At 43.1% G+C, this 25,982-nt stretch carries 17 protein-coding genes; 5 read left to right on the top strand and 12 right to left on the bottom strand.

All coding sequences use genetic code 11. From position 1 onward, the window contains the following. Positions 1–96: 96 nt before the first annotated feature. The 3 genes from B0E43_RS18280 to lysA all read right to left on the bottom strand — a co-directional run bounded on the left by B0E43_RS18280 (position 97) and on the right by lysA (position 10,337). Positions 97–1,134, bottom strand: coding sequence for a type IX secretion system membrane protein PorP/SprF (locus B0E43_RS18280; protein WP_077352448.1), 1,038 nt, complete (start codon positions 1,132–1,134; stop codon positions 97–99). After that, positions 1,135–8,889 (bottom strand): PKD domain-containing protein, encoded by a 7,755-nt coding sequence (locus B0E43_RS18275; protein ID WP_077352446.1) that lies wholly within the window; start codon positions 8,887–8,889, stop codon positions 1,135–1,137. 224 nt (positions 8,890–9,113) lie between these two features. Next, positions 9,114–10,337, bottom strand: coding sequence for a diaminopimelate decarboxylase (gene lysA, locus B0E43_RS18270; protein WP_077352444.1), 1,224 nt, complete (start codon positions 10,335–10,337; stop codon positions 9,114–9,116). A 219-nt stretch (positions 10,338–10,556) separates the two neighbouring features. On the opposite strand from lysA, the gene B0E43_RS18265 reads away from it, so the two are divergent. The 5 genes from B0E43_RS18265 (at position 10,557) to rlmF (ending at position 16,448) form a co-directional block, all read left to right on the top strand. Next, a complete protein-coding gene (locus tag B0E43_RS18265; protein WP_168171974.1) occupies positions 10,557–12,269 on the top strand; it encodes a cell wall metabolism sensor histidine kinase WalK in 1,713 nt (570 codons plus the stop codon). Then, the gene (locus B0E43_RS18260; RefSeq protein ID WP_077352442.1) at positions 12,266–12,961 is read left to right on the top strand and encodes a response regulator transcription factor; all 696 of its coding nucleotides are present in this window, start codon (positions 12,266–12,268) and stop codon (positions 12,959–12,961) included. The genes B0E43_RS18265 and B0E43_RS18260 overlap by 4 nt, the downstream gene beginning before the upstream one ends. A 197-nt stretch (positions 12,962–13,158) precedes the next feature. Beyond that, on the top strand, positions 13,159–14,631 hold the full coding sequence (locus tag B0E43_RS18255) for a M14 family zinc carboxypeptidase (RefSeq protein WP_077352440.1): 1,473 nt from the start codon (positions 13,159–13,161) through the stop codon (positions 14,629–14,631). A gap of 107 nt (positions 14,632–14,738) precedes the next feature. Beyond that, on the top strand, positions 14,739–15,470 hold the full coding sequence (locus B0E43_RS18250; protein ID WP_077352438.1) for an SIMPL domain-containing protein: 732 nt from the start codon (positions 14,739–14,741) through the stop codon (positions 15,468–15,470). 24 nt (positions 15,471–15,494) lie between these two features. Beyond that, positions 15,495–16,448, top strand: a complete 954-nt coding sequence (gene rlmF, locus B0E43_RS18245) for a 23S rRNA (adenine(1618)-N(6))-methyltransferase RlmF (protein WP_077352436.1) — start codon at positions 15,495–15,497, stop codon at positions 16,446–16,448. Positions 16,449–16,507: 59 nt separating this feature from the next. On the opposite strand, the gene B0E43_RS18240 is transcribed toward rlmF, so the two are convergent. The 9 genes from B0E43_RS18240 to B0E43_RS18200 form a co-directional block, all read right to left on the bottom strand. After that, positions 16,508–16,921 carry an OsmC family peroxiredoxin gene (locus B0E43_RS18240; protein WP_077352434.1) on the bottom strand — a complete coding sequence of 138 codons (414 nt, stop codon included), beginning with the start codon at positions 16,919–16,921 and terminating at the stop codon, positions 16,508–16,510. A 153-nt stretch (positions 16,922–17,074) separates the two neighbouring features. Next, positions 17,075–18,199 carry a glycosyltransferase gene (locus B0E43_RS18235; RefSeq protein WP_077352432.1) on the bottom strand — a complete coding sequence of 375 codons (1,125 nt, stop codon included), beginning with the start codon at positions 18,197–18,199 and terminating at the stop codon, positions 17,075–17,077. After that, positions 18,186–19,334, bottom strand: coding sequence for a glycosyltransferase family 4 protein (locus B0E43_RS18230; protein WP_077352430.1), 1,149 nt, complete (start codon positions 19,332–19,334; stop codon positions 18,186–18,188). Before B0E43_RS18230 ends, B0E43_RS18235 begins: the two co-directional genes overlap by 14 nt. Further along, a complete protein-coding gene (locus B0E43_RS18225; protein ID WP_077352428.1) occupies positions 19,327–20,223 on the bottom strand; it encodes a class I SAM-dependent methyltransferase in 897 nt (298 codons plus the stop codon). Before B0E43_RS18225 ends, B0E43_RS18230 begins: the two co-directional genes overlap by 8 nt. Further along, the gene (locus tag B0E43_RS18220; RefSeq protein WP_077352426.1) at positions 20,195–21,349 is read right to left on the bottom strand and encodes a glycosyltransferase family 1 protein; all 1,155 of its coding nucleotides are present in this window, start codon (positions 21,347–21,349) and stop codon (positions 20,195–20,197) included. The genes B0E43_RS18225 and B0E43_RS18220 overlap by 29 nt, the downstream gene beginning before the upstream one ends. A 146-nt stretch (positions 21,350–21,495) precedes the next feature. Then, positions 21,496–22,371 carry a class I SAM-dependent methyltransferase gene (locus B0E43_RS18215; protein WP_077352424.1) on the bottom strand — a complete coding sequence of 292 codons (876 nt, stop codon included), beginning with the start codon at positions 22,369–22,371 and terminating at the stop codon, positions 21,496–21,498. Between the two features lie 2 nt (positions 22,372–22,373). Then, entirely contained in the window at positions 22,374–23,768 is a 1,395-nt protein-coding gene (locus tag B0E43_RS18210; RefSeq protein ID WP_077352423.1) for a hypothetical protein, read from the bottom strand. Beyond that, entirely contained in the window at positions 23,759–24,706 is a 948-nt protein-coding gene (locus tag B0E43_RS18205) for a glycosyltransferase family 2 protein (RefSeq protein ID WP_077352421.1), read from the bottom strand. Before B0E43_RS18205 ends, B0E43_RS18210 begins: the two co-directional genes overlap by 10 nt. After that, a complete protein-coding gene (locus B0E43_RS18200; RefSeq protein ID WP_077352419.1) occupies positions 24,690–25,982 on the bottom strand; it encodes an oligosaccharide flippase family protein in 1,293 nt (430 codons plus the stop codon). Before B0E43_RS18200 ends, B0E43_RS18205 begins: the two co-directional genes overlap by 17 nt.

The following is a 25,982-nucleotide window of genomic DNA, read 5'->3' as shown; positions in this document are numbered from 1 at the left end:
AGGATGTGAAATGAAAAAAGGCCTGCTGAACAGGCCTTGAAAAAACTTTAAAATATTTTTGATTTTTTTTCGTTCGGTGGAATTTCCTGTTGAATATCAATACCTAAAGCAAGGAATTATCCGGGATCTCTGGCTTCTTGACCTGGGATCACCCCACAAAAAAGTGTATCTGATGGAGATTTCATGTGCACCACCACTGTTTTTTTGTCCAAGTTTGGAAGTAGTGACATCATAGGAGTAACCTATATCCAATCCGCTTTCGAGTGCCACCCCAACCAATCCAATGAATGCCTCATTGTTTGGAAGGTTGTTTTTGGTAGGAAGTCCTCTATACCAAACTCCTAACACCAAAGGCTGCAAAAACAACTGTGCCCCAACATCCAATTGGCTAAAGGGCTCCTGCTGCTTGTAATTGAAGGCGAAGGAAACTGAGCGTTCTTTGTAATTATTGGTGAAATAATCCCTGCTACCCGGAGCTAGGTCTATTTTGTAACCACCCTGCAGTGAGACCTTCATAGGCAATACACTGGTCTGATCATCCACAAAGGAAATATTCGGTTCAGTGAGGTGGTGCGCAGAAGCTCCCAGCCAAAACTTGTCATTGTAAAACATCCCCCCAACGGCATAATCGACAAATGAATATCGGCTGTCTAAGGGAATGCCGTTAAGCTCATCGGTAATGCCTCCGACAGTCCCGTTTACGATGTCAATCATGGATCCAAATACCAAATCTGAGAAGAAGGCGTCACGCTGCATGTAGCTCACCTGCCCACCTACTCTGAAAAAAAACTTATCACTCAGACGGAGTCTGTAGGAATAGCTCAGGCCGATTTCATTGGTAGAAAGGTTGGCCATGGTCTCCTGGTTTCCGTTGAAAATCAGCCCAATCCCACTGTTATAGTCAAAGATGTAGTGATCAATGTAGGCCGAATAAGAATTGAAGCTATGGTCGAGTCCAGGCCATTGGTTTCGGTAGTTGACACCAACCCTGGTGAGCTCGGAAGCGCCTGTAAGGGCGGGGTTGAGATAAAGAGGAGCTGCATAAAATTGGGAATATTGGACATCCTGGGCTTTTGCCAAAGGCAAAACCAAGAATAATAACGCAAACCAACCTATTAACAGCTTTTTTGCCATTTATCGTATTAATATAAACACACCGGTTTTTTCAAGTTTCTCGCCAGAACGGGTTTGAAAAACTACTCTGTAAACGAAATTCCCATTTGGAGCATTTTTCCCGTTTAAGGTTCCATCCCAACCCAAGGTTTCAAGACTATTTGCTTCAAAAATCAATTCTCCCCAGGTATTAAACACGTAGAATTCCATCGAGGCAATTCCCCTGAATTGGGGTTTGAAATATTGATTTTTTAGGCCATCTGGCGTAAATGCATTGGGAACAATAACCACATAATCATCCAAGACCGTGATTACTTTTTGGGTAACTGCTATACATCCGATTTCATCGATGGTGGTCAGTGTCACAGTATAGGTTCCTTTTTTATTATAAACATGGGATGGGTTTTCTTCTGAACTGCTTGCACCATCGCCAAAATCCCAATTCCAGATAATCACTTTACCCAATGAAGTATCCAAGAAATTCACCTGCTCCAAAATCTGTGCCTCGGAATTTGCTATGAAATTCCCTCCACCCAAATCAGCCTCATAATTGAAGTCTGGAATCAATTCTTCCTCGGTTATCAAAACCTGAATTCTTTGATTTGGAGACCAGCAGCTTGATCCTTTAATTGCGTTTTGGACTTGATAACTTCCACTTTGATTTACTGCATTCAATTCATCAATTCGCATTATGCTGCCTGATGGATTAAATATGAGGTAATCGTAAATATTAGGATCAAATCCCTCAATAAATTGTGTTAGATCAACCGTTCCCATGGGGTCACATACGATTGAGGGATTGGATACTCTCAGGTTTGGGATATCATAAACAAGCACCTCTACCTGTTCAAGAGGTGGTTCGCAAATACCATTTCCAGATATTTTCAGGTAATAAACATAAGGGTTTTGCCGACCCTGAAGTCCTGAAATAGACAGTGTTCCATTAGAGGCAATTTGGTAGGTTACACCATTGCTTGTGCCTGACAAAATTTGACCGGTTCCATTGGCATTTTGGTACCAGGTAAATATCGGAGTTACTCCTGTTTGTGTTGTTGAAGGTATTAGAGAGGCAGTTTCTCCCTCACAGATTACCTCGTCATTTGCAGCAAGTGGAGTGAGGAGATTTTCCAATTCAATATCCCCTGGAACCGATACCATACAACCTCCAGCATCAGTTATTGTGAAACTATAGCTTCCGGATGGCAATCCCATCATGACATAGGTTCCGGCAGGTACGACATCAGTCTTGTAGGTTTGTCCATTTCTAGTAGTCAAAACAGTATAGGTTGTATTGTAACCCCCGGAAATTTCAAAACTAATACTGCCATCAGACGCGTTGCAGGTTGCGTCCTGCTTAGTGGGCAATGTGACTACAAGTGGCGAAACCGGTCCCTTTACAATCAAATTTGGTAGCTCGGTCAAACAACCGGCCCCACTTTTCACATATCCTGTGTAAGTTCCTGGTGTTACCGAAAATAGGTTGTTTGTCTGGAATGTGACTCCGTCCAGGGAATAGGTAAAAGTGCCATCTCCTGCACTTCCTGTAAGTGTAATAGTTCCTTTATCACCAAAGCAGACCTCGTCTTTTATTGTAGAGGTCAAATTCGGAAGTCTGTTAACAATAACCTTTGGAGCAGCTACAAATCCCGGGCATGAATTTCCACCGGAAATTCTTACATAATAAGTAAGAGGAGAATTGGCAGAAGTTAGGCCGGAAACTGAAAGTGTTCCATTTGATGCAATTTGGAAAATATGGCCATTTGCATCTGGAATAGGGCTTGTAACTATTGGAATGGTAAGTGCGCTGTTTTTAAACCATTCGAAAACAGCCCCCGTTGGAACCGGGTTTGCTATTGGTGTTAATACGGCAGTCTCTCCTTCACAAATTTCGATATCGTCCACCAAAACCTGGGTTGGACCATAAACCATCGTAATTGTATTGGAATTTATAGCACAACCTTCTGCATCTGTGACACTCAAATAGTATTGTCCCGGAGATAGGTTAGTGATCTCGTAGGCAGGGCCCTGAATCGTCTGGGTATTTGCTGCTGTACCATTTTTAAATAAGGTAACTGAATATGGAGCCCATCCGCCGGTGATTTGAGTACGGATGATTCCCACATCTGCCCCACAGCCTGGATCAAATTTGGTCAAAGGAGCCACTGCCAGGGCGGAAACCGGTTGCATAACCTCTACTTCGAAACTTGTCAAGCAGAAGCCTTGGTTAGAAACGGTTACCGAATATTTTTTAGCCTTGAAAGAAAGCGCCTCGAGCTGTGGCTCTGTAAGTGCTGCGCCTCCATCGACAGAATAGGAATATTTAGAATCTCCTCCTGACTGAATAATTATTTTACCATCATTTCCTCCAAAGCAACTTACAGGTTCGGTAACAAATTTCGGATCAGGAACAACCCTGACTAAAACGTCAGCCTTGACTAATTGATCTGAGCATACCACATGAAGGAAATAGGAGTATGTCGTTGACTTGCCAACCAATCCGGCAATGGATAGCTGACCAGTGGTAGAATTAATTGTGTAAACCACAGCTGGGTTGGCCGCATCAGGACCATTTTGGATTGGCTGGGTTTTTCCTGAGTCCTTATACCACCTCAGTTCAGTTGGTGAAGAACCGGAAACTGTATTGACTGGATTGAAAACCGCATTCTCTCCTGCGCATATTTCAGGCGAATTTACCTGAAAATTGGGTTGAGGCTGCTCGGTGATTGTAAAATCAAATTCTTCCTGACAACCTTCTTTGTCGGTAACTATCAAATAATAGTTGCCTGGACCTAAGTCTTTGGCTCCTTTAATATCTCCAGGAATAATTGGACCTGTCAGGGAACCCTTCCTCCATTCTGTGGTAAATTCACCCCATCCTCCGGAAATGACGAGATTTTCAATACTGCCATTATCAAGATTACATGAGCTTCGCTGAACAGTAAATGTGCCTCTGGAAATTGGATTGGAAGGGCCCAAAACCTCTACCTGATAAGTTTTAAGGCAAAGACCTGCATTGGTAACTGCAACGCTGTAAACCTTTGGTGCAAAAGTCAAGGCCTCAAGTCCAGCCTGAGAAATTGGAGAATTGCCATCTATTGAATACTCAAAAGTACCCACAGCACCTGAAATAATTCGGATTTTACCATCAGCGGCACCAAAGCAAATTTCAGGAGTAGTTTCAAATACCAAATCCGGTACAATTCTTACCATTACTTCAACTGGGACCACTTCTCCGGTACAGACAGTTTGCATGTAGTAGGTATAAATTGTTTCGGACCCTGGCAATCCTGTTACAGTCAATTGACCTGATGCATTAATCGAATATCCTATTGCGGGATTTGCAGTATCTGGACCTGTAGTAATTTCTTGGGTTAAACCGGAATTTTTGAACCATTTGATTTGTGAATCAGCCGAACCGGAAACGGTATTCACCGGAGTTAAAACCACATTCTCCCCTGCACAAACCTCCACTGGAGCCACCACAAATACTGGATCAGGCATTTCTTCCACGACGAAATCAAAAGAAACAGAGCACCCTTTCTGGTCTTTAACAATCAGGAAATAGGTATCGGCTAACAAATTCTCAGCCCCAGTCAACCCACCAGGTACAATTGGACCTGTCAAAGAACCTTTTCTCCACTCTACTGTGTAACCTGCCCATCCACCGCTAATTACCAGGTTTTCTATACTTCCATTTGGCAAGTCACATGAACTTCTAAGGATACCAGGAGAATTGACTGATATTGGTACAGAAGGGGCATTTACAGTTGCAGTGGTTTGGAAAGTACAACCATTATTTCCTGTGCTTCGGATATCAATTGTGTAAGTTCCTTTATCCAAGCCTGTAAATACCTTTGTTGAAACAAAAGGCCCATTATTCAAACTGTATTCGAAATTACCATCTGCTCCGGTTGCGTTTACTGTTATAGTTCCGTCTTTTGCCCCAAAGCAAATTTCATCTGTGACTACGGGAGTCGCTACAATTGGCTCATAGACCTTGACACTTGCCACAAAGGGAGGATTAGGACAATAACCTGGACCTTTTGCCACCAAATAATAGTTGTAATTCCCGGCTTTTAGCCCACCAACTGTCAGTTCTTGGGTAGTTGAATTTATAGTAAACACATGCCCATTAGCATCCGGTGTGGGACTGGAAACAATTTCTTGGGTTGCAGCAGCGTCTTTATACCATTTGAGTTGTGCCGAGCCTGATGTAGAAACTACTGGAGTAATTTTTGAAATGTCCCCAAAACACAATTCATCAGTCATTGGGTCAACCGAAATCGGAATACCTACATCGTTGATGAGGGTTTGATCTATTGTTTTTACGCACGATAAATTGTCAGTAATCCTTACCTGGTAATTGCCGGGAGCAAGATTTGCGTAAACTGTCGGGGAAGTTGGAGAATTGTTGGTCTGAATCACAGTTCCATTCAGCAATAGCTCCAATTTATATCCTAGTGTACCCCCAATAAATGAGATTTCAAGTTGTCCATTTGGTACTCCGCAGGCCGCCTGAATGAATTTATCCAGATTTAAAATGAGTTCGGTAGGTTGCGAGACTATCACCCCTTTCAATTCGGAAGAACATCCCGTAACAGAATTTCTGATGATAAAGTCGTAGGTATTTGCAACCAAATTTCCGAAAACAGGAGATGCCTGAAAACTTGTCCCTCCATCGATACTGTATTGGTAATTTGCTGCTTGGGCTGGGTCAGTAGGAATTAATGTAATTGTTCCAGTATTTTCCCCAAAACAGGAGACATTTACCACGGTTGGTGGATTCAGTTTAGGGGATGGATTGACCGTGACTTTTGCCGGAATAGGGGTATTATTACAAATATTTGTCCCACCAACTACCAATGTGTATTCATAAGGATTAGCGCTTTCCTGAAGACCTGCAATGCTTAATTCTCCGGTAGTACTATTGACTGTATAAGTTATGCCACCACCATTTACCAAATTGTTTCCGTTTTTATCCTTCCAGGTATAGATAAGGTTTAAAGCATTGCTGAGTTCGAGGATTGTCGGGGTAAGGATAGCCGTTTCTCCAGGACAGATAACATCATCTGTGACCCCAAACGATGGAATTGGAATGGCACTGAATGAAGGAGTTGTAAAGTTGGCTGGACATGAATTAGTGTCAGTGATCTGAACGGTATAGTTTGCAGTAGGGGCTAATCCTGAAATGGTGAAAATCCCTCCAGCCAAAACAGGAGTTACCGGCGAACCATTGATAGTAAAGGTATATCCCGGAGTACCTCCGCCTGCCTGAAATCTCAACGCGCCGTTATTCAGTCCACAGGAGGGATTGACTTGATCGAGGTATGTGATAGAAAGAGCTGTGGCTGGACCGTTGATTGTTCTGGTAATCGTGCCGATACAGTTAGTCCCAGCATTGACATCAATGGTGTAAGTTCCAGGCAATAAATTTGAAAAAGTATTAGACGGCTGAAATGGGCCTCCGTCTAGGCTGTAGGTTTTGGTTGGAAATCCACCTGTTGCAGTGACGATAATTTGACCAGTACTTTGCCGACAGAGATCATCTGTAACAGTAGCAGATATGTTCAAAGGCGGCAATACGAGTACCTGAACCCGCTTTAAGGATCCTGGCGGAGTCGCACATAAGTTTTGGCTTGGGTCTGCCTTGACTTCCACAAAATACTCATAAGGAGTGGCGCTTTGGGGCAATCCTGTAATTGTTAAAACTCCCGGTGCAGCTATGGTATAAGTTACCCCTCCTTCTGTCAGCCCGTTGGAGATTTGGGATCCAGCGGTTTTATTGATGTTTTTCCACCAAAGAAAGGTTGGATTATTAGCATCAGTGGGATCCTCAAGCTGGGGAAGGAAAATTACCGGTGTTCCATCGCAGACTTCCTGATCGTCCAAAATCACGGCTACGGGTGTCCCTCTGACATCAATAACATTAAAGTCGAACGTATCGTCGCATGCACTGTTAGTGGCTGGATTGTTTACAGTCAGAGTGTATTTACCCAAATTGATATTATTTACTCCGATTGTTGCCTGAATATATCCGCCTACCGTTGTTTCAGTTACAGTGTAATTAATATTTGGAATAAGATTTCCTGCTGGATCCGTCCAAGAAAAAGTATATCCGGGAATCAAATCCTTCAGGACGACATTGTTGATATTTCCGTCATTTTGACCGTTACAGGTTGGGCCTACGATTGCACCGGAACTATCGATTTTTGGAAAAGGATTTACGGTAACCGTCACTGTTCTAGGCTCAGATGTCAAGCCATAGTTATCGAGTACATTGTAAAAGATGGTGTGGGTACCAAAAAACCCTGGAACAGGAGTGAACTTGATTTTGGCCTCATTCCGCTCATTTCCAAAATTCTGATCAGTAAGGTTCTCCAGGATAGATTCAAAGGTTCCGACTCCAGGAACTACTATAGTTTTGTTTTCCGGCTTACATTTCTCTATACATACTCCTGAAAGACCGCAATTCCCAACGGTAGGATCCCCGTTAGGATTTGAAGCATTGTTTGGTGGACCTGGATTAGTCGTGTATAGTTGTAAACAGCGGATAAACTGGTTTTGTGCTGGAAGAGCAACATCAAAATCAAAGGTCAGGTCTTCATTAAAACAAACTTTTTCGTCCAAGTTGGGTGGATTTGGTGCCAACAAGGGATCAATGCTGGATACTTCTACAGTTACATTTCGGATTTCATGAATGCTTCTTTTTGCAGCTCCTGTAGCAGCAGCAAATCCTACTTTAAGGTTTTGGGGAGCGGTATAAGGGTAAGGGACATTATTAAAAATATTTACGACCTGAATTCCAAAAGCTGTCCTCACAAGCATGTCCATTGAAATGGTATAATTACCATTACCAATCGGTCTTAAATCAATAAATACCTTGCGATATCCTACTTGAGCACAATTTTCTACTCTGCCTTGAGCCCCAACTGTAAATCGTTGATTGGATGGTAAAAAGAATTTTGGATCCAAAACGTCAAAAGGAGAGCCATCACTTGGATCATTATTTAAAATCTTCCCATCAATAAACTGATAACTATTATATACCGGAGGAGAAGGAAACAACGCAGGGAAGCCAACAAAATTTCCAGTCATTCCATTGTCCCGGACCGCGTCCGCAGCTTCGACTGGTCCCCGGATGGCAATGCTATTGGGATATCTAGGGAAAAAAGCTGGAGAAAGTCCTGACCCATATTGAAATGGATTGGCAAAGCCTCCATACTTCCCCTCAAATTGATTTCCCCAGTTCCCGCGCTCATCCAGGCCAATCCCCATATAAGCGCCCTTAAGACCGTAGCCTCCTCCAAAATTTCCACCGCTGTATCGCAAAGGAGAATAGCCCAATGATCCGCCCAGTCCACCAATCTCAAAGGTGGCAGCGCTAATTGTTCCATCAAAAAGAAAAAAACTAAAACCATCTCCGGGCCCTTCTACCAAGTCCCAAGGAGCATAGGCAAAATATTCGAAGGAAGTTTTGATCCCATAGGCTGATGAAAATGGAAGGTCAACAAAAACATAACCTCTTTGATCCGCATCGTTATTGGTAAGTCTTAACACCCCCTGATTCGAGGGATCCAGGTTTCCTGATGTCAGGAAAGCCGAAACGGGATCACCGTCAAATATGGTATTGGCTCGGGGAGTGGAGCTGGTAAATGGCTCGCAATAGGGAAAACCATCTCTGGGAATAGCGACTTGGGCGTAGGATTCATTACCCAATAGCCCAAGGAGCAACAGGATAAAAAACTGAAAAAGATTTACTTTTTTTTCCTTAGTCATGAGACTTTCGCCACCAATTTCCTCAGGCTAAAATTACAGATTTTAAGCTGTTTAAATGGGTTCAATTTGTTTTTAGGAGATGAAACTACTAGGGCTTAGGATTGGGGCGAGCAATCAATAGAATTCATTCCACAAAGGGTAACGAATCAATTTCTTATTTCGCTTCCCGATTTGCTTTGAAACTCAATAATTATACCAAAGGCGCCGTGCTTGGCGCCTTTGGATTAAAATTCCAGAATTTCCTGATTTCTTATTAAATCCTCGAATTTTTCACGCTTTCGAATCTGCCGGGCTTGCCCTTCCCAGATTAATACTTCAGCAGGTCTCAGCCTTGAATTATAATTGGAAGCCATGCTATAACCATAGGCACCTGCATTTTTTATCACCAGGAGATCCCCTGCTTTTACCTCATTCAATTCCCGGTGGGAAGCAATGGTATCTGTTTCACAAATGTACCCTACGACATTGTATTTGGCTTTTTTGCCTTCGGGATTGCTGAGATTGTAGAGGCTGTGGTAGGCATCGTACATCATGGGTCGGATCAGGTGATTAAGACCCGTATCCACACCCACAAAAGTGACACTGGTGGATTCTTTGACCACATTGGTTTTGACCAGCAGGTATCCGGCTTCACTGACCAGAAACTTGCCCGGCTCCAGCCAAAGTTCCAATTGCCTGCCGTATTGCTTGCAGAAAGATTGGAAAGCCTCTCCAACCTTTTTTCCAACTTCCATCACATCAGTTGCGATATCATTTGGCTTGTAGGCCACTTTAAAGCCGCCTCCAAAATCGAGGAATTTCAGATCCGGAAACTGAACTGCGGCTTCGAAAAGCACATTTCCTCCTCTCAAAAACACTTCTGCATCCAGAATATCAGAACCGGTATGAATATGTAAACCAATAATTTGGAGCTTGTATTTTGCAACTGCCTCCAGAATTTGAGGCAATTGCTCAATGGAAATTCCGAATTTGCTTTCCTTATGTCCGGTGGATATTTTGAGATTCCCTCCTGCCATGATATGGGGATTGATCCGGATACAGGCTGCAACAGAATTGCTATAAACTTGACCAAACTGTTCCATCAGTGGCAAGCTGTCCAGGTTGATCATGATTCCCAGATTGACTGCTTCTTGGATCTCTTCAAATGCAACCCCGCTGGGCGTGTACATGATTTCCTCTGCAGAATATCCCGCCATCATGCCCAATTTTACCTCCTCAATCGATACGGCATCTATTCCCGCACCGGCTTTGCGAATCAGTTTTAGGATATTGATATTGGAAAGTGCCTTGGTGGCAAATTTGATTTTCAAAGGAACAGCCGAGAAAGCCTCTTGAAGGGTTTTGACCTGGGAAGTGATTTTTTCCCCGTCATAGATGTAAAGCGGGGTTCCGAATTCGTCAGCTAAAGCAGAAATGGAAACTCCCTGGATGTGCGTAGGATTTGGCACGGTGAATAGGTTTTAGGATTTGAGGGCGCAAGTTACCTATTCAATAAAAAAGGAAGGCTAGAACCTTCCCTTTTTTTGGATTTAGTGTAATTAAGAAACTTATGAACTCAACGGCAAGATTACTCCGATTGTTCAGAAATGAAAAATATTGAAAATCAGCCCTGAGTTAAATCATGTTAAGCGATGTTTCGAGCCTGCGAATCAATCTAAATTTGTATCATGACCAAAGGAAGCATCACCCTGATCATTGTCCTGATGTCCCTGGCGAGCTTTGGCTTGATGGGATTCCAGTCCTATTGGATCAGAAATGCCATCCGGATTAATCAGGAGCGATTTGATCAAAATGTCCTTCAGGCACTTTCTGGCACTATTGCCGAACTTGAAAAAGGAGAAACCAGCGATGTGTTTCTGAGTCAGCTGATCCAGGATTCCGTACTTCAGGAGACAGTTTTCAAGAAAATCGATCCAATAGAGCTGAATATCAAGGCGACACCAACTTATAGTCGCCCTTCGGTGGTCGACACCATGCTGTCCTACCCGGTTCCCCAAGTGAGTCCAACTTTTCGCAGGATGCTTTTATCCCGGGGAGTCGATGCTTCGATTCTTTCCGAATTGGAAAATTTCCTAACCCATATGACTCCTGAGATCGCCTCGACCATGTTTACTCCGGATGAGATGCAGATTTTGCTTCAGGAAAAAGAGCGGCAATTGGACTACTTGAGCAAGAATCAGGGGTATATACAGCAAGGAAACCAATCCGGAATTTCTTATCCCCAAATCAGGGCAGAATTCAACATCTCTGATGATGCTTTGGAAAAAATCCGAAAGACCAATCTGAAGATCGAATTGATGAATCAGGCTTTTGCAGAATTGGCCGAAGGCCAACAGGCTATCCAAGATCGGTTGGATACCGGGATGGTAAAAATATTGCTGAGGAAGCGGTTGATTGAGCGGGGTATTTCCGAGGATTTTGAATTGGGGTTGATGAATGATTCTGGCAAAATTCTTCCCATAGGGATGGTTTCAGACCCTGTCCGGCTCAAAACCAACGGAGTGCAAGCCAAGCTTTTTCCCAATGATATTTTGGGAAAGGATAACTTCTTGTTCATCTTTTTTCCTGAGAAAAACATCCATGTTATCCGACAGGTTTGGTTGCCGGTTTCGAGTTCGATTGTCTTTATTCTGGTCATCATTTTCTGTTTCATTTACGCAATCCAGGTCATTATCCGTCAGAAAGCCCTTTCAGACATCAAGAATGACTTTATCAACAACATGACCCATGAGTTCAAAACTCCCCTTGCCACTGTTAGTTTGGCCGTGGAGGCACTTCAGGATCCTGACTTATCCAATCAGGATAAGTTCCGTACCCGATATCTGGGCATCATCAAAGACGAAAACAAGCGCCTCGTTTCTCAGGTAGAGAAAGTTCTTCAGGCTGCTGCTTTGGATAAGAAAGATTTTAAACTCCAAATTGAAACCATAAATCTCACTGATTTGCTAGAAAGTACCGTAGACCATATTAGTTTTCAAGTGGAAAAACGCGGGGGGAAAATTGATTTTGTCAACAAACTGAGAAATCCAGAGCTGGAGGGAGACCCTTTTCATCTCACTCATATCTTCAATAACCTGTTGGACAATGCCAACAAGTATTCGAAAGAAAACCCCCTCATTCGGGTGGAAGCTTGGGATGATGAAAATCAAGTCGTTGTGACTATCCGAGATCAGGGAATCGGTATGTCCAAAGATGCGTTAAAGAAAATTTTTGATAAATTCTATCGGGTTCCCACGGGCAATGTCCACGATGTAAAAGGCTTTGGGCTGGGTTTATCCTACGTCAAAACGATGCTTGAAGCCCATAAAGGAGAAATTCACGTTCAATCAGAACTCGGAAAAGGCAGTACTTTCACCATTAATTTACCCAAAAAACAATGAGCAAGGCCAAACTATTAGTTGTAGAGGATGATCCAAATTTAGGAGACATTCTAAAGGAATACCTTGAAATGAAAGGCTATGAACCCACCCTCTGCCGTGACGGTGAGGAAGGCTGGAATAAATTCAAAAAGGACAAGTTTGACCTTTGCTTATTGGATATCATGATGCCGAAGAAAGACGGCTTCACCCTGGCCAAGGAGATCAAGAAAGTTCAGGAGGATCTTCCAGTCCTTTTCCTTACGGCCAAGAATCAAAAAGATGACATTATCGAAGGACTGAAAATCGGTGCGGACGATTACCTCACTAAGCCTTTCAGCATGGAGGAATTGCTGCTCAGGATTACGGCTATCCTCCGCCGAACCCAAAAATCCACTGAAGTCAATCCTCTCAAGACTTATTCCTTCGGAGATTTTGTCCTTCATTATGACGAACAGTTTATTGAAGGCCCAGAAGGAAAGCATAAACTTACCTCCAAGGAAAACGAACTGATCCGCCTACTTGCATCCGAAATCAACAAGCTGGTCAATCGAAGTCACGCCCTGAAGCAGATTTGGGGTGACGACAGCTACTTCAACGCACGATCCATGGACGTTTATCTGAGCAAAATCCGAAAAATCCTCAAAGACGATCCCAAGGTGCAGATCATCACCGTGCATGGCGAAGGGTTTAAGCTGATTGTGGGAGAAGGCTAAAAAAGACATTGGATCCAAGATTTAAGACACAAGACTAGAAAATCCCGTGGCAGAGATGCTGCGGGATTTTTTTCCTGTCACCTCGGTATCCCAATTTCCATCAGTACGTGGCATGATTTTTTGGCTTGGAACAAATTAATCCAAGAAATTTCACCCGATTTCCTAGTTTTAAAACTGATTGACAAAATCCCCACTCCATGAAAGCTTCAATTAAAATTCAGCTGCTTTTTTCCTCTCTTCTTCTACTTGTTATTCCTATCCAAGCTCAAGTAGCCTCCGAAAAGGTGCCCTTGGCAGTGCTGGAATCTGCTTATGAGAAATTCAAAGAGCCTGCGATTACCCACCGCCGATTCAAACACGCGGATATTCAGCCCTTGATCCAGAAGCATTCATCAGCTTTTAAAATCGAAAAACTAGGCGAGTCGATCGATCAGCGAAGTATTTCATCTTTGAACTGGGGAAAAGGGCAGACCAAGGTCATGCTTTGGTCGCAAATGCACGGAAATGAAAGTACAGCTACCATGGCACTTTTTGACTTGTTTAATTTTCTGGAAGGAAAAAATGACGGGTACGATGAACTTAGAAAACTCCTGGATTCTGAATTGAACCTGAAGTTTATACCCATGCTCAATCCCGACGGCGCCGATGCATTTAAGAGAAGGAATAACTTGGATATCGACCTAAATCGGGATGCGATTTCCCAAATTTCTCCCGAGGCGGTGATTCTCAAAAAAGCCCGGGACGACTTCGAGCCGGAATTTGGTTTTAACCTCCACGACCAGCAAACCTATTACAATGTGGTCAACACCCCGAAACAGGCTACGATCTCACTTTTGGCACCGGCTTATAACTACGAAACCGAAATCAATGAGGTTCGTGGACGGGCGATGAAGACCATTGCCGGGATGAATGAATTGCTGCAGCAGCTCATTCCGGGAGGTGTCGGCAAGTACGATGACGCTTTTGAGCCGCGTGCTTTTGGGGACAACATCCAGAAATGGGGTACGACCACCATCCTTATCGAATCGGGCGGTTATCCCAACGATCCGGAGAAGCAATACATCCGCAAAATCAATTTCATGATTATCCTTAATGCCCTGCACCAGATCGCCACCAAAGGCTACGAAAGCTACACGACGGAGCAGTATTTCGCCATTCCTGACAATGGGATGCAACTTGTCGATCTGATGATCAACGAGATGCAGGTCAAGGTAAACGGCAAGCTCTATCCGCTGGACTTGGTGATCAGGCGAAGGGAATCAGAGTCGAACGGTAGCTATTACGTTTCGGGGGCAATCGATGACTTGGGCGATATGCAGGTCTATTTTGGTTTTGAAACTTTGGACGCGACCGGTTTGGAATTCACCTTGGGAAAAGTCTATCCCGAAGCCTTTGAAAATATCGAGGCCATTTCCGAAGAAAAAGCCCTCGAACTGCTCAAGCAAGGGTATTTGGCCGCCAAAGTCAAAAACGGAACCGCTCGCCAACTGCATGGTTTGCCCATCCAGGTCCTGAAAACCACAGATAAAATCTCCGGCGGCTGGATGACTGGGTCAGCTCCCAACTTTTTCTTGGCCAAAGAAGGTGACTTGAAATACGCCATCGTTAACGGCTATCTGATCGATCTCCAAAATCCAAAGAAGCAGGAATTTAAAAATCGGGTTTTATAGCAGTTCATTCTCCTAAAGGAAAGTCAAAACCCGCCACTTCGGCGGGTTTTTGCATTTGATTCCCTCTGTGAAATAGCTTATCTTCCACTTTATCAACTTTCTAAATCATGAAGACCAATCTTTCTTCAATACTTTTTTCCGTGGCAATCATCGTAGCCGCATTCGTACTGGGCAATGCCATAGTAAACCGGAACCGGCCTCAGGGAACCATCAACGTAACCGGACTAGGTGAGCAAAACTTTTCTTCAGACTTGGTAGTTTGGGACGGTAATTTTTCCAGGGAAAGCGGTGATCTCAAGACCGCCTATGCAGACCTTGAAAAAGACAAAAGTGCAGTGACCGATTACCTTAAATCCAAAGGAATTCCTTCCGAGCAGCTGGTCTTTAATGCCGTGAGCACCAATCCGCTTTACCAGCAAAACTACACGCCCAATGGCACTTATGCCGGTCAGACCTTTACCGGCTATCAGTTGAGTCAGACCCTTGTCATCGAATCCAAGGATGTGGAAAAAGTTGAAAAGATCAGCCGTGAAATCACCGAATTGCTCAATCAGGGCATTACTTTTTACTCCCAGCCTCCACGCTACTATTACACCCAACTGGAATCTTTGAAGCTCGAGATGATCGCCAAAGCCACTGAAGACGGAAGAATCCGAGCTGAGCGGATAGCTGAAAACTCCAACTCTGACCTTGGAGATCTGATCACCGCCAACATGGGAATCTTCCAGATTACGGGGCAAAACTCAGGGGAAGATTATTCCTGGGGAGGCACTTTCAATACCGCAGCCAAGAACAAAACTGCTTCTATTACCATGAAGCTGAGTTTTGGAGTGGAATAGGATACATTGGGTAGTTTTGCCTAAATGAAAAACCCAGCACCAAAATTAAGTATCCATCCCCGCAATTTCCATCAAGGGCGTTACGACCTGGAAACCCTGGTCGGGGCATTGCCTGAGCTGAAAACCTTCATTTTTACCAATGAATTTGGAAATCAAACGATCGATTTTTCTAATCCAGAAGCCGTAAAAATCCTCAATCGGGCACTTTTGAAGAAGTATTATCAGGTGGTTTCTTGGGATATTCCCGACGGTTTTCTTTGTCCACCCATCCCAGGTCGAGCGGACTACATCCATCATTTGGCGGATTTGCTGGCGCCAAGCAATGTGGGAAAACTTCCCAAACCGGTCAATATCCGTGTTTTAGACATCGGAACAGGTGCCAATCTGATCTACCCGCTCTTGGGAGCGGCGATCTACGACTGGAGGTTTGTCGGCTCCGAACTCAATCCAATTGCACTGAATTCCGCCAAATCAAACCTGGATAACAACCCCAACTTCCAGGAAAAAATCGAATTGAGAGGCCAAAACAATCCGGAGGCGATCTTTGAAGGGATCATCCAACAGGAAGAGTTTTTTGATCTCACGCTTTGCAATCCGCCCTTTCATGAATCAGCCGAAGCTGCGCAGGAAGGAAGCAGGAGAAAAATCCGGAATCTCACCGGAAAGGACGTCTCTAAGGCCAAACTGAACTTCGGTGGGCAAAGTGCAGAACTTTGGACGGAAGGCGGAGAGCTGGAATTCATCAGAAAAATGATCCTGGAGAGCAGCAGGTTCAAAAGTCAGGTGTTTTGGTTTACGACTTTGGTTTCGAAGTCCGAAAATCTCAAACCGATTGAAGCTATTCTAAAAAATGCCGGAGTGGCAGCGCAAAAAACCGTCCCAATGACCCAGGGAAATAAGCAAAGCCGGTTTGTAGCCTGGACATTTCTAAATCCCAAACAACGAGAAGATTGGAGCAAATTTCGCTGGAGCAAATGAAAAACTCTCCAAGGACTTTAATCTCTTGGAGAGTTTGTTATTATGTGCTGCGAGGACTTTTAAGCGTTCAATGTGTATTCCACACTGATTTCCATCTTGAGCGCTCTGGAAATCGGGCAGTTTTCTTCAGCATCTTTCACCTGCTTTGCAAATTCTTCTTCGGAAATTCCATCTACAGTAGCTTTCAATACCAGATGGGATTTTTTCAAAGTTCCTTCTTCAAAAGTGATATTGGAGGTCACTTCGAGTTCTTTTGGGGGAAAGTTTACTCCGGTGAGGTTGAAGCTGAGCTTCATCGCAAAACAGCCCGCATGCGCGGCTGCTACCAATTCTTCCGGATTTGTACCTACTCCATCTTCAAATCGGGTGTTGAAAGAATATTGTGTTTTGTTGAGGACGGTGCTGGCTGTGGTCAAGTGACCTTTGCCTTCTTTGCCGCTTCCGTTCCAGACGGCGGTTGCTTTTCTGATCATGGGATTAAAGAGTTTAGAGGTTGAAAGATATAAAGTTAAGTTCTATCCGGAGATGAAAGTTCCTTAATTTCCGATGGGTTCCTCATGTTTCAATTCTATTTTTTACCTGAATTCGGTATGGGATAAGGTCTTTACTTTGAAAAAATGTAGAAATTATTTTTCCGCCAAAGCCTCAAATACCTCCAAATACTGATCAGTCACAAAATCCCAATTGTATTTCTGGGTCAGGCCTGTCCTTGCTGTCAATCGGAATTCTTCCATTTTTTCAGGTTCGGTTTCCGATTTTTCCACAATCTCTTTGACAGAATCTACGCATTTTTCAAAGTACCATCCATGCTTTCCATTTTGAAGCATTTCCTGATTGAATGGGGTATTCAAGGCTAAAATTGCACAACCATATCCCAATGCTTTGAGCATTGCCGGATTGGTTCCACCAAACTCATGCCCATGAAAATAGGCATAACTATGACCATACAGTGCCGCCAGTTCATCCGGATCGGTCACATAGCCGGTGAAAAGCAGTCGACTATCCTGAATGTTTTTTAACCGATTGGCCCACTCGTCTTCAAAAGGTACGTCTCCGACAATTGCGAAAATCCGTTTGGAATCTGATTTCAAAAATCCTTCAATGATCAAGTCGGCGTTATTGTCAGGCACAAGTCTTCCTACAATCAGAAAGTAACTTTTGCTCTCCAGATTCCACTTTTCAATCAGTTTTGAATCCATTGTCTCTTTTGGATTGGCACCGTAAGCGATTACTTTGGAGTCAGCATTGAAAAGCTCAAGATAGACTCTCCGCATCTCCTCAGAGTCATTGATGACCTGATCGTAAAACTTAGTAGCCATCTTTGATGCCCAGAAAAAATACTTGGATCCCATACCTTTCCATTTCGGGCGAAGCCATTCTAACCCATCCACATTGATGGCGGTTGGTTTTCGGAACAACTTTGAAATCAATCCAAAAGGACCGTTTCCGCTATTGACTACAAAAATGACATCCACGTCTGAAAAGCAGGCGTGGATCATTGAAGTAAAGGTATGTGTGAGCTGTGTCAGGGATTTGGTCTCAATTGCTGGAGTGTAAATACACTCGATTCCGTTGATAAAACGGGGTCGATCCTCGAATAATGACCTGTGATTATAGACGCGCACGACAACTCCCCTCTCGGTCAATCTTTCCCCGAGTTCTTTGATCATTGTATCATACCCGCCATAAACGTAGGGATATCCCTTTGCACCCATGATGGCCACTTTCAGCTTTTTGTCAGAGGACGGCATAGATGGGTTTAATTTTTTCTTCGAAAGCTTCCAAACTGTACACAGATAGTACCCGAGTTCTTCCTGCTTTACCAAAAGCCAAACGGATTTCAGGATTTTTTATAAGTTTTTCCAACGCCTCAACTCCATGGTCAACACTGCCAACCGGAATCAAATACCCTGTTTTTCCATCTAGCACCATCTCTGATGCTCCGCCTGAGTTGGTAGCAACTACGGGTTTTCCTGAAGCCATTGCTTCCAAAATTACAGTAGGAAAGGAATCCGGCAAAATCGAGGGCAAAACGAAAATATCCAATGCCTTCATGACCGCAGGAATATCTGACCTGAAGCCAAGGTAAGTTACCCTATTTTCCAGTTTCTTGACTTTGATCCTTTTTCCCAATTCCTCCTGGATAGGCTCATATCCTGGAAAGGAATCGCCAACGAGGACGAAATGTGTTGCAGGATATTTTTTTGCCAGTTTTTCGGCCATTTCCAGAAAGAAAAGCTGTCCTTTTCCAGGATTTATCCGACCGACCATTCCTATTGTTATTTCGTCTTCTGGCAGACCCAATTGCTTTTTCGGCGAAGGGAATTCTGCTAAAAATTCATCATAGGGGATTCCGTTGTGGATTACCTGAATCAAAGACTTCTTCAAAAGTGGCTGCCAGTGATCTGCAACTGCCTGTGAAACAGCGATCGGTCTTGGGGTGCTATTGTCCAGAAGGCTGCTCAGGAGCTTGACCAAAGGAGCAGGTCCTTGAAGAATTTCGTGAATATGCCATTGGTGTTGAATCTGATTTCTTTTGGCCCAATAGGCTCCGACTATGACTGCAAGTGTATTGGAATAAACCTGCTCAAAACCGTATTTCTGGTGCAATCCGCTCAGAAATTGATAGGCTTTCAGATTTTTGTTCAGTCTATTCAGGAGACCTGATGGGTTTACGTATTTCCTGCGGAGAATTCCCAGATTAAAGATGTAAACCGGAAAATTTTCCCGCTCCAATATTGTCTGAAGTGGTCCAGGTCCTGTAAGAACAACCACGGGATTAAAGCCTTCTCTCTTAAATAGCCTCAATACTTGCAATATGATCCTGCCCGAACCATAAAGGTCAGAGGAGCTTTGTAGAAAAAGTACATTTCGAGCCTTAGCCATTTTTTCTCAGGTAAATCCCAAAGATTCCGGACTTATCAAATCCAGAGGAAATCAATTCAAAAATCATTGCAAATGGAAAAAACAAAGCAATCAATAAAAGCAAACTCGGAGTTTTGTTCTTCTTCAACCGCAAGATAAGATTCTCTTTGTAACCTGCTTTGGAAAGCAAGGCATGAAGCATACCTAACACCCCCAAATGAACGGAGAAACCACGTGAACTTACTTTTTTAAACCCGATTTTTGAAAACTCCTTTTCCAGTCCTTCTTCCGTCCAGTGGGTCAAATGCTTCGGAATGTCCCAATGCATCCAATTCAATCCGGCGATTTTAGCCTGCCAGGAATCTGAGCGGGGTACTTCTAAATATACAAGCCCATCTTTTGCCAGATTATTCTCCAGAAGGTCAGACAAAAGCATCATCGGGTCTGGCAAATGTTCCAAAACATGATTTAGAGTAATGAAGTCAAAGTTTCCATTTTGGATTTTGCCTCCCTGATAAAAGTCATTCAAAACAGCCACCTGATATTTTTCCCGCGCAAAAGTAGCTCTTTCGATTGCAGTTTCAATACCCAAGCCTTTCCACCCCGCTTCTTTTGCTTTGGAGAGAAATTGCCCCTTGCCTGAGCCAAAATCTAAAAGTGAATTTGCGTTGGGATGAATTTCATGCGCTTTTCGAAGAATTTTTTTTGCCTCGAAAAAGATAATCCGCTCAAAAATCGATTTCCTGTTATCTACTATAGAATAAACTTCATCTTTATAAAGTGCTTCTGAATCCACTTCCTCGACAAAGTAGGTCCATCGAACCCCACAGGTGTTGCATAAATGAATCGATTGGGAAACCGGAGTGTTTTCTGGAGGAATTTTACAGACCGGGCAGGTGATTTGCCTCATTGAGCTTTGGCGAACTGAGAATAATCTGATTAAAAGCTTCGATAAATTTTTTTGCTGAAAAGTCTTTAAATCTGGAAGTGCCAGATTGAATAAGCCCTGATTTCAAATCGTTATTTTGCTCCAAAAGTATCATTTTTTCCATCAAATCGGACTGCACCCCAGACTCAAACACCAAACCGGCACCTCCAGCAACCTCCAATAAAGCAGGCTGATCCGAATGAATCACCGGCACGCCAAAGCCCATGGACTCCAAAATGGGAATGCCAAATCCCTCATTTTCTGAGGGAAAGACATAGCTGAATGCTTCCTCATACAAGGCTTTGATTTCTCCATCCGATAGATAACCGGGAAGTAGAATTTTTTCATTTAAACCCAACTTCCGGATCAATTCTTTGACGACTGGATAATCATTCATCTGTTTGCTTTGACCGGGGCCTCCTGCTAAAACGAGCTTTTTTTCTGACTGGGTTTTGGATAAAAATTCCGCAAAGGCACTCACCAGCAGGGGAAGATTTTTTCTTTTGTCAAAGGTGCCAATGTGAAGAAAGAAATCCTTTTTACCGAGTTTGTTTTTAGATAAAATCTCAGGATTTGAATCAGCTAACAACCCTTTTGGGGCTTGATAAATAACATAAACCGGCCAGGAATTTCCCAAATGGTTGAGTAGAGATTTCTTGGAATAAGTTGTCGTGGTGATGATTTCCGTGTTCTCTTTCAGTCCTTTTTTGATCAGACTCAGAAAATATTTTCTCCACCATTTCGGATAGTTTTCGGGCATTTGCCAAAAAAAAGCATCGTGAAATACAGTCAGCCTCCTGCAGGGCAAAGTAGCTGCAGGAGCAACAAAGTCCGGACAAATCAACACGTCTGGTTGGATCCTCTTTACCAAATCCGGCAGTTGAAATTCCTTCCATCGAAAGTAATCCAAGTGGTAATTCAACCTTTGAATCTTGGATTGCAAGTTTTTATAAGAGGGATCATTTACCTGGACCTCAGGGTCATGGGAAAATATCCACTCGATCTCCGGATGTGGATATTTCCGGGCTGCTTTTGCCAACTCCAACATGTAGGTTTTGATCCCCGTGGAAGCGACATTGAGGTATTGAAGATCGAGGAGAACTTTCAAAGCAGGATTTTGGCTTTTCTCAAAAATTTAATTGAGGTTTCCGCAAAGTTAAACTTTATCTACCATACTAATTCTAACAGTTGTTGATCCCCTTTCCGGTCAGTTTATTAACAGCAGGAAAATTCAGGCTCCCCTAAACAAATGCTTCATTTTTGGCAAATAATCCATTGATTCACCTGAAATGCATTTTGAATGAGCCGGTTTACTTTTTTGCTTAGGGGCATTTTGTACCGGACTAAATTTCCGATTTTCTCTCCAAGAGAATGGGTAAAATGATCCAGTACTTTCATTCCTTCAATTTCACAAAGCGATTTCAAAACCGACTTTGGAAAAATGAAGGTATGTTCTAAACCATCGATTACATCAGGAACCTTTAGTCTGACCAGATTAGTCCACCGATAAAATTTGTAAAGGTTACTGGAGATATCCGGAGTACCGATGGCAATAATTCCTCCAGGCTTCACAATCCTTTTCATTTCCCGGACATAGGCCTTTGGATCCAAAACATGCTCGATTACATGGGAAATGTGGATAAAATCAAAAAAATCATCCGGGTAATTAGCCGACCAAACATCGCCTCTGAAAGTTTTAACTGCGAAATGATCCGAGACAAAATCCAGAGCTCCCTGGTCAAATTCTGTCGCATAAAGTTCACAATCAAATTGGTTTGCGTAAGCCAGTCCCAGGCCCAAACCACAGCCTACGTCTAGAAATTTGGATCCAGCAACTAATCCGCTCAGATATCTAGCTTCTTTTTTTATGGACTCGGTTTGAAGACCCTGAATTCTGGAAAAATGGTTCAAAATCAAGGCTTTGTAATTCATCGCCTCATAAAGGTCCTTTTCATAATATTGATTATAGTATTCCTCCAGTTCTTTTTCATCTGCCATGGGATTGGCAAAGACAAGCTTGCAAGAATTACATTGTACTCTTGAGATATGCGGTCCTTTTCTGGTGGTGTCTATTGCATACCCACGGAGATTTTCCGAATTGCATATCGGGCATTTTCGATGAAGGATCATGTTTAGTTTTTCCCCAATGATTTTAAAAAGGAATATTCGTGGATACTTAACCCGATCATCCACCAGGATATCCACGAGACATAGGTGTAAATTTCCACATTCGCAGTGAAAAGGGGCAAAAGTAACCCGACTTTTACCACTCCGCCGGTAAATGAAATTCTGGCTATCCCCAAATTGTCTGTGGTTCGGAATACAAGAATGGAGTTTTTTACGCTGGATATCAAAAGAAAAATATAGAGAAACATCCCCAACCAGCCCATCTGAACACCATAGATTAAAAATTGATTTTCACCCCCGACTCGTAATTCATCGGCTACGCTGCCAAAATTGCCACTCATGGCCAGTCCGATTCCAAGGGGATTGGCTACCATAGAATCCAGAGCCAAAAGCCATTCGACAACGTGGCCGATACTGGAGGTATTTTCAAAGGTGAGTGTATCAATCACGAAAAAGTAAAAATCATCTGAACCAAAGGCCACTACATAGATCCCAAAACCCAATAAAGCAAAAAATCCCGCTCCGATCAGCTTGTACAACCTGAAAACCAATGCCACGAAAAAGATCATGATAAAGAATGCCCCAAAAGCGGCGCGGGAAGCGGAAAAAACCAAACTTCCCATCGAGCATCCCATTACCATTAAGTATGGCCAGTTGTATTCTTTTTTAGAAGTCAAAAACCAGATCAGTCCCGCTGCAAAACCCATCAGCACTGAACTCGCCAACTCCAGGGGATCTGAAAAAAAGCTGGCCAACCGCTTCGTCACTGCCTGGGTTTCAAATGTCCAGGTCAGACCAAAATTTCCGGTTGGATCAATGTTGTTGATCACCAGATTATAAAGGGAATAGCCAGTGAATTGCTGTAAATGGGCATTTAAAAAGTAGTGTTCGATACAATTGACCAAAAAGGCCCCAATAGCCACGGAGAAAATAAGCTTAAAAATCCAGTTGATTTCAACTTCGTCAAACGTGGTGTTTCTTCCCAGAAAATAAACAAGTCCCGGGATCAACATGCTTTTAAAATACAGGGCCTTATTGAAAAAGGAAGCTTGTCCCAGTGGAAGGAGCAAGTATAAAAATGCCAGACTCAATAAAGCCAGCATCAGCCAGTCAGTTGATCGAAGCCGAAATGGGTAATTGAAAATTCTTTTGTTATAAAAAATAAAGACCAAAATGGCGACTAAAACCACGGCTTCTTTTAGCACCTGAAATATTCCAACTACCTCCGGAGAGCGTGTAGCCAGGAAAATTACGCTGAGACTTGTGATGTAAAAGGGAAGATACGCCGCCAGAAAGAAAATGAAATAGCTCCATTTGCCTTTGAAAATCATCTCCTGCAGCACCCACAAAAATCCGGCGCCCACAGCAAATGCTATTGCTATGAAAAAAATCAGAGCCATTTTGGAGCGGATTGAAGGGGTTCGGTGAGGCCATCACGGATGCCCTGTGCTACCGCTTTAAGTTTTTGAAACCTTCTCCGAAATAGAAAATATCCCATCCAGAGAAAAAACCGGCCTAGATTATAGATTAGCCCTCCAAGAGTTTTGCTAAAACTCCCCGTCGTTTGGCTGTTACCGCGAATCAGAAAAAACTGGTTTCGGACATGGTAATAAAAAACCCGGGCACTGAGTGTTCCCTCAGAATGAATTTTCTTTGAAGAGGCTCCTGCTTCATGATAAATGACTGCTTTCTCGGCTAGGCCAATTCCAAATCCAGCTTTCTGAAATCGAAGTGACCATTCCACATCTTCGAAATACGCGAAGTACTGTTCATTGAGTAGTCCCGCTTCCAAAATCGCTTCCTTGGAAACAAGCATACAGCAGCCGGTCGCCCAGTCTAATTCTGACTTTTTAGGCCGGTAATCGGAAATAGGCTCCCGATCTCCCAAAGTTATTGTCCGGCAGATTGATGCGATCCATTTGCCACCGGCACTCCAGATTTGCTTTTTGTCATGAAGAAAAAGTATCAAAGGCTGGACCACTCCCCACCTCGGATGCTGATTGAGCTTTAGCATCATTTCTCCCAAGAAATCCGGCTCTACCTCCGTGTCGTTGTTGAGGAGCATCACATGGGAAAAGCCCTGATTCAATGCAAACCGGATTCCTTCATTATTTCCTCCTGCAAATCCGAGATTTGCTGAATTTTGGATCAGCTCGACCTCTGGAAAAGTTTTTTTTAATCTTGCCCCTTCCTCGTTTTGTGAACCGTTATCCACCAAAATCACCTTGAAATCAGGGAAATCAACTTTACCCAGCGATTCCAAACAGGCTTTGGTAAAGTCAAATCCGTTCCAGTTGACGAGAATAATTGCGACCGAAGCCTCAGGAGTAAAAGCCATGAAACAAAGTTCGATTATGTCTGTAAAGGAGAACCAGACAAATTAAGAACACGATAATTTCTGTAGAAATGATGCCGATACAAAGGCCAATTCCTCCCATCTTGGAAGTCAGGAACGCAGAGACTACAACCATGTAAACACACATCATCCAACTTGCCTTGAAAAGCAGTTCTTTGAGATCCGAAACCAACATAATCGTAATATTTCCAATATTAAGACATGCCAAAAAAGGTACTGCAGAAAGTATCTGAAGATAAACTACTGATTCTCTCAGCTCGGATCTGGAAAGTACCTGGATTATCCATGGCGCTGCCAAATACGCTCCACCGGCTATAAATGCCCCAAAAAGCAATACCCGCAAATAAACTCCTTTAAGAAAACGGTTAAATTCTACTGGATTCTCTTTAAAAAGTTTGGCAGCATTTGGGAAAATCGCTTGAATAATCAAGGCGGGAAAGAGTCTCAAAACCATAATGACTCTTTCAGCCAAACTGTACATTCCAAGGGTTTCTGCTCCAGAGAAAAAACTCAGAATAATGAGCCCGCCATTGATAGAGATAAAACTTGCAAAGCTGCTGAAGAACAATAAAATGTTGTCTTTAAGGCTTTTCCATATCGCTGAAAATTCAGGTCTGTAAAAGCGGATTCCAAGAAAAGTATGAATGTAGCCTAACAATAGAAGATTGATTCCTACCCCCAAAAATCCCAGCATAAAGTTAACCCACTTGCTTTGCTCCGGGGAATGGATGAACAAAACGATCCCCATGAGAAAAAGCAACTTGGAAAAGATGTTGGCGATAGACACCATTTTCATTTTTTCCATGCCCTGGAAAAACCAAAGCGGAAGGGAAGCCTCTGAAAAAAGCAAAAGCAATGAAAACACCAAAATCAAGCGGTACTCCTGAAACAACCCAAAGCCGAATGCGCCAACAAGAATGATCAGTGACGCAATGCAGGCAAGAAGAAATTTTGCCGAGAAAATATTGGACACGATATGGGATAAGGCAGTCTTATCCTCGCTGTTTTGAGCCACCTCTCTTGGGGCGGTCAGATTATATCCAAATACCACCAAAATATTCAGCAAAACAATCACTGAAAGAGCCAGATTCACCAATCCAAATTGATCTACTCCTATGCTCTGAATCAAGAGTGGCATTGAAATGATAGAGATCAGCACATTGGATGACTGAATGACCGCCAGAAAAAGGAAATTCTGGATCGATTTGTTTCGGATAAAATTTCCGAGCGGGATGAGCAGGTTTAGTTTTTCGAACAT

It is taken from the genome of Algoriphagus sp. A40 (assembly GCF_002002735.1).
In the GTDB taxonomy this organism is placed as follows: domain Bacteria; phylum Bacteroidota; class Bacteroidia; order Cytophagales; family Cyclobacteriaceae; genus Algoriphagus.
This window is presented reverse-complemented; position numbering and strand designations above follow the sequence as displayed.

Coding starts and splice junctions, on each gene's coding strand:
- B0E43_RS18230 (WP_077352430.1), bottom strand. CDS start 19,334: ATGGCTAAGGCTCGAAATGTACTTTTTCTACAAAGCTCCTCTGACCTT.
- B0E43_RS18275 (WP_077352446.1), bottom strand. CDS start 8,889: ATGACTAAGGAAAAAAAAGTAAATCTTTTTCAGTTTTTTATCCTGTTG.
- B0E43_RS18205 (WP_077352421.1), bottom strand. CDS start 24,706: ATGGCTTTTACTCCTGAGGCTTCGGTCGCAATTATTCTCGTCAACTGG.
- B0E43_RS18240 (WP_077352434.1), bottom strand. CDS start 16,921: ATGATCAGAAAAGCAACCGCCGTCTGGAACGGAAGCGGCAAAGAAGGC.
- B0E43_RS18265 (WP_168171974.1), top strand. CDS start 10,557: ATGACCAAAGGAAGCATCACCCTGATCATTGTCCTGATGTCCCTGGCG.
- B0E43_RS18215 (WP_077352424.1), bottom strand. CDS start 22,371: ATGATCCTTCATCGAAAATGCCCGATATGCAATTCGGAAAATCTCCGT.
- B0E43_RS18260 (WP_077352442.1), top strand. CDS start 12,266: ATGAGCAAGGCCAAACTATTAGTTGTAGAGGATGATCCAAATTTAGGA.
- B0E43_RS18200 (WP_077352419.1), bottom strand. CDS start 25,982: ATGTTCGAAAAACTAAACCTGCTCATCCCGCTCGGAAATTTTATCCGA.
- B0E43_RS18280 (WP_077352448.1), bottom strand. CDS start 1,134: ATGGCAAAAAAGCTGTTAATAGGTTGGTTTGCGTTATTATTCTTGGTT.
- rlmF (WP_077352436.1), top strand. CDS start 15,495: ATGAAAAACCCAGCACCAAAATTAAGTATCCATCCCCGCAATTTCCAT.
- B0E43_RS18250 (WP_077352438.1), top strand. CDS start 14,739: ATGAAGACCAATCTTTCTTCAATACTTTTTTCCGTGGCAATCATCGTA.
- B0E43_RS18210 (WP_077352423.1), bottom strand. CDS start 23,768: ATGGCTCTGATTTTTTTCATAGCAATAGCATTTGCTGTGGGCGCCGGA.
- B0E43_RS18255 (WP_077352440.1), top strand. CDS start 13,159: ATGAAAGCTTCAATTAAAATTCAGCTGCTTTTTTCCTCTCTTCTTCTA.
- B0E43_RS18235 (WP_077352432.1), bottom strand. CDS start 18,199: ATGCCGTCCTCTGACAAAAAGCTGAAAGTGGCCATCATGGGTGCAAAG.
- B0E43_RS18225 (WP_077352428.1), bottom strand. CDS start 20,223: ATGAGGCAAATCACCTGCCCGGTCTGTAAAATTCCTCCAGAAAACACT.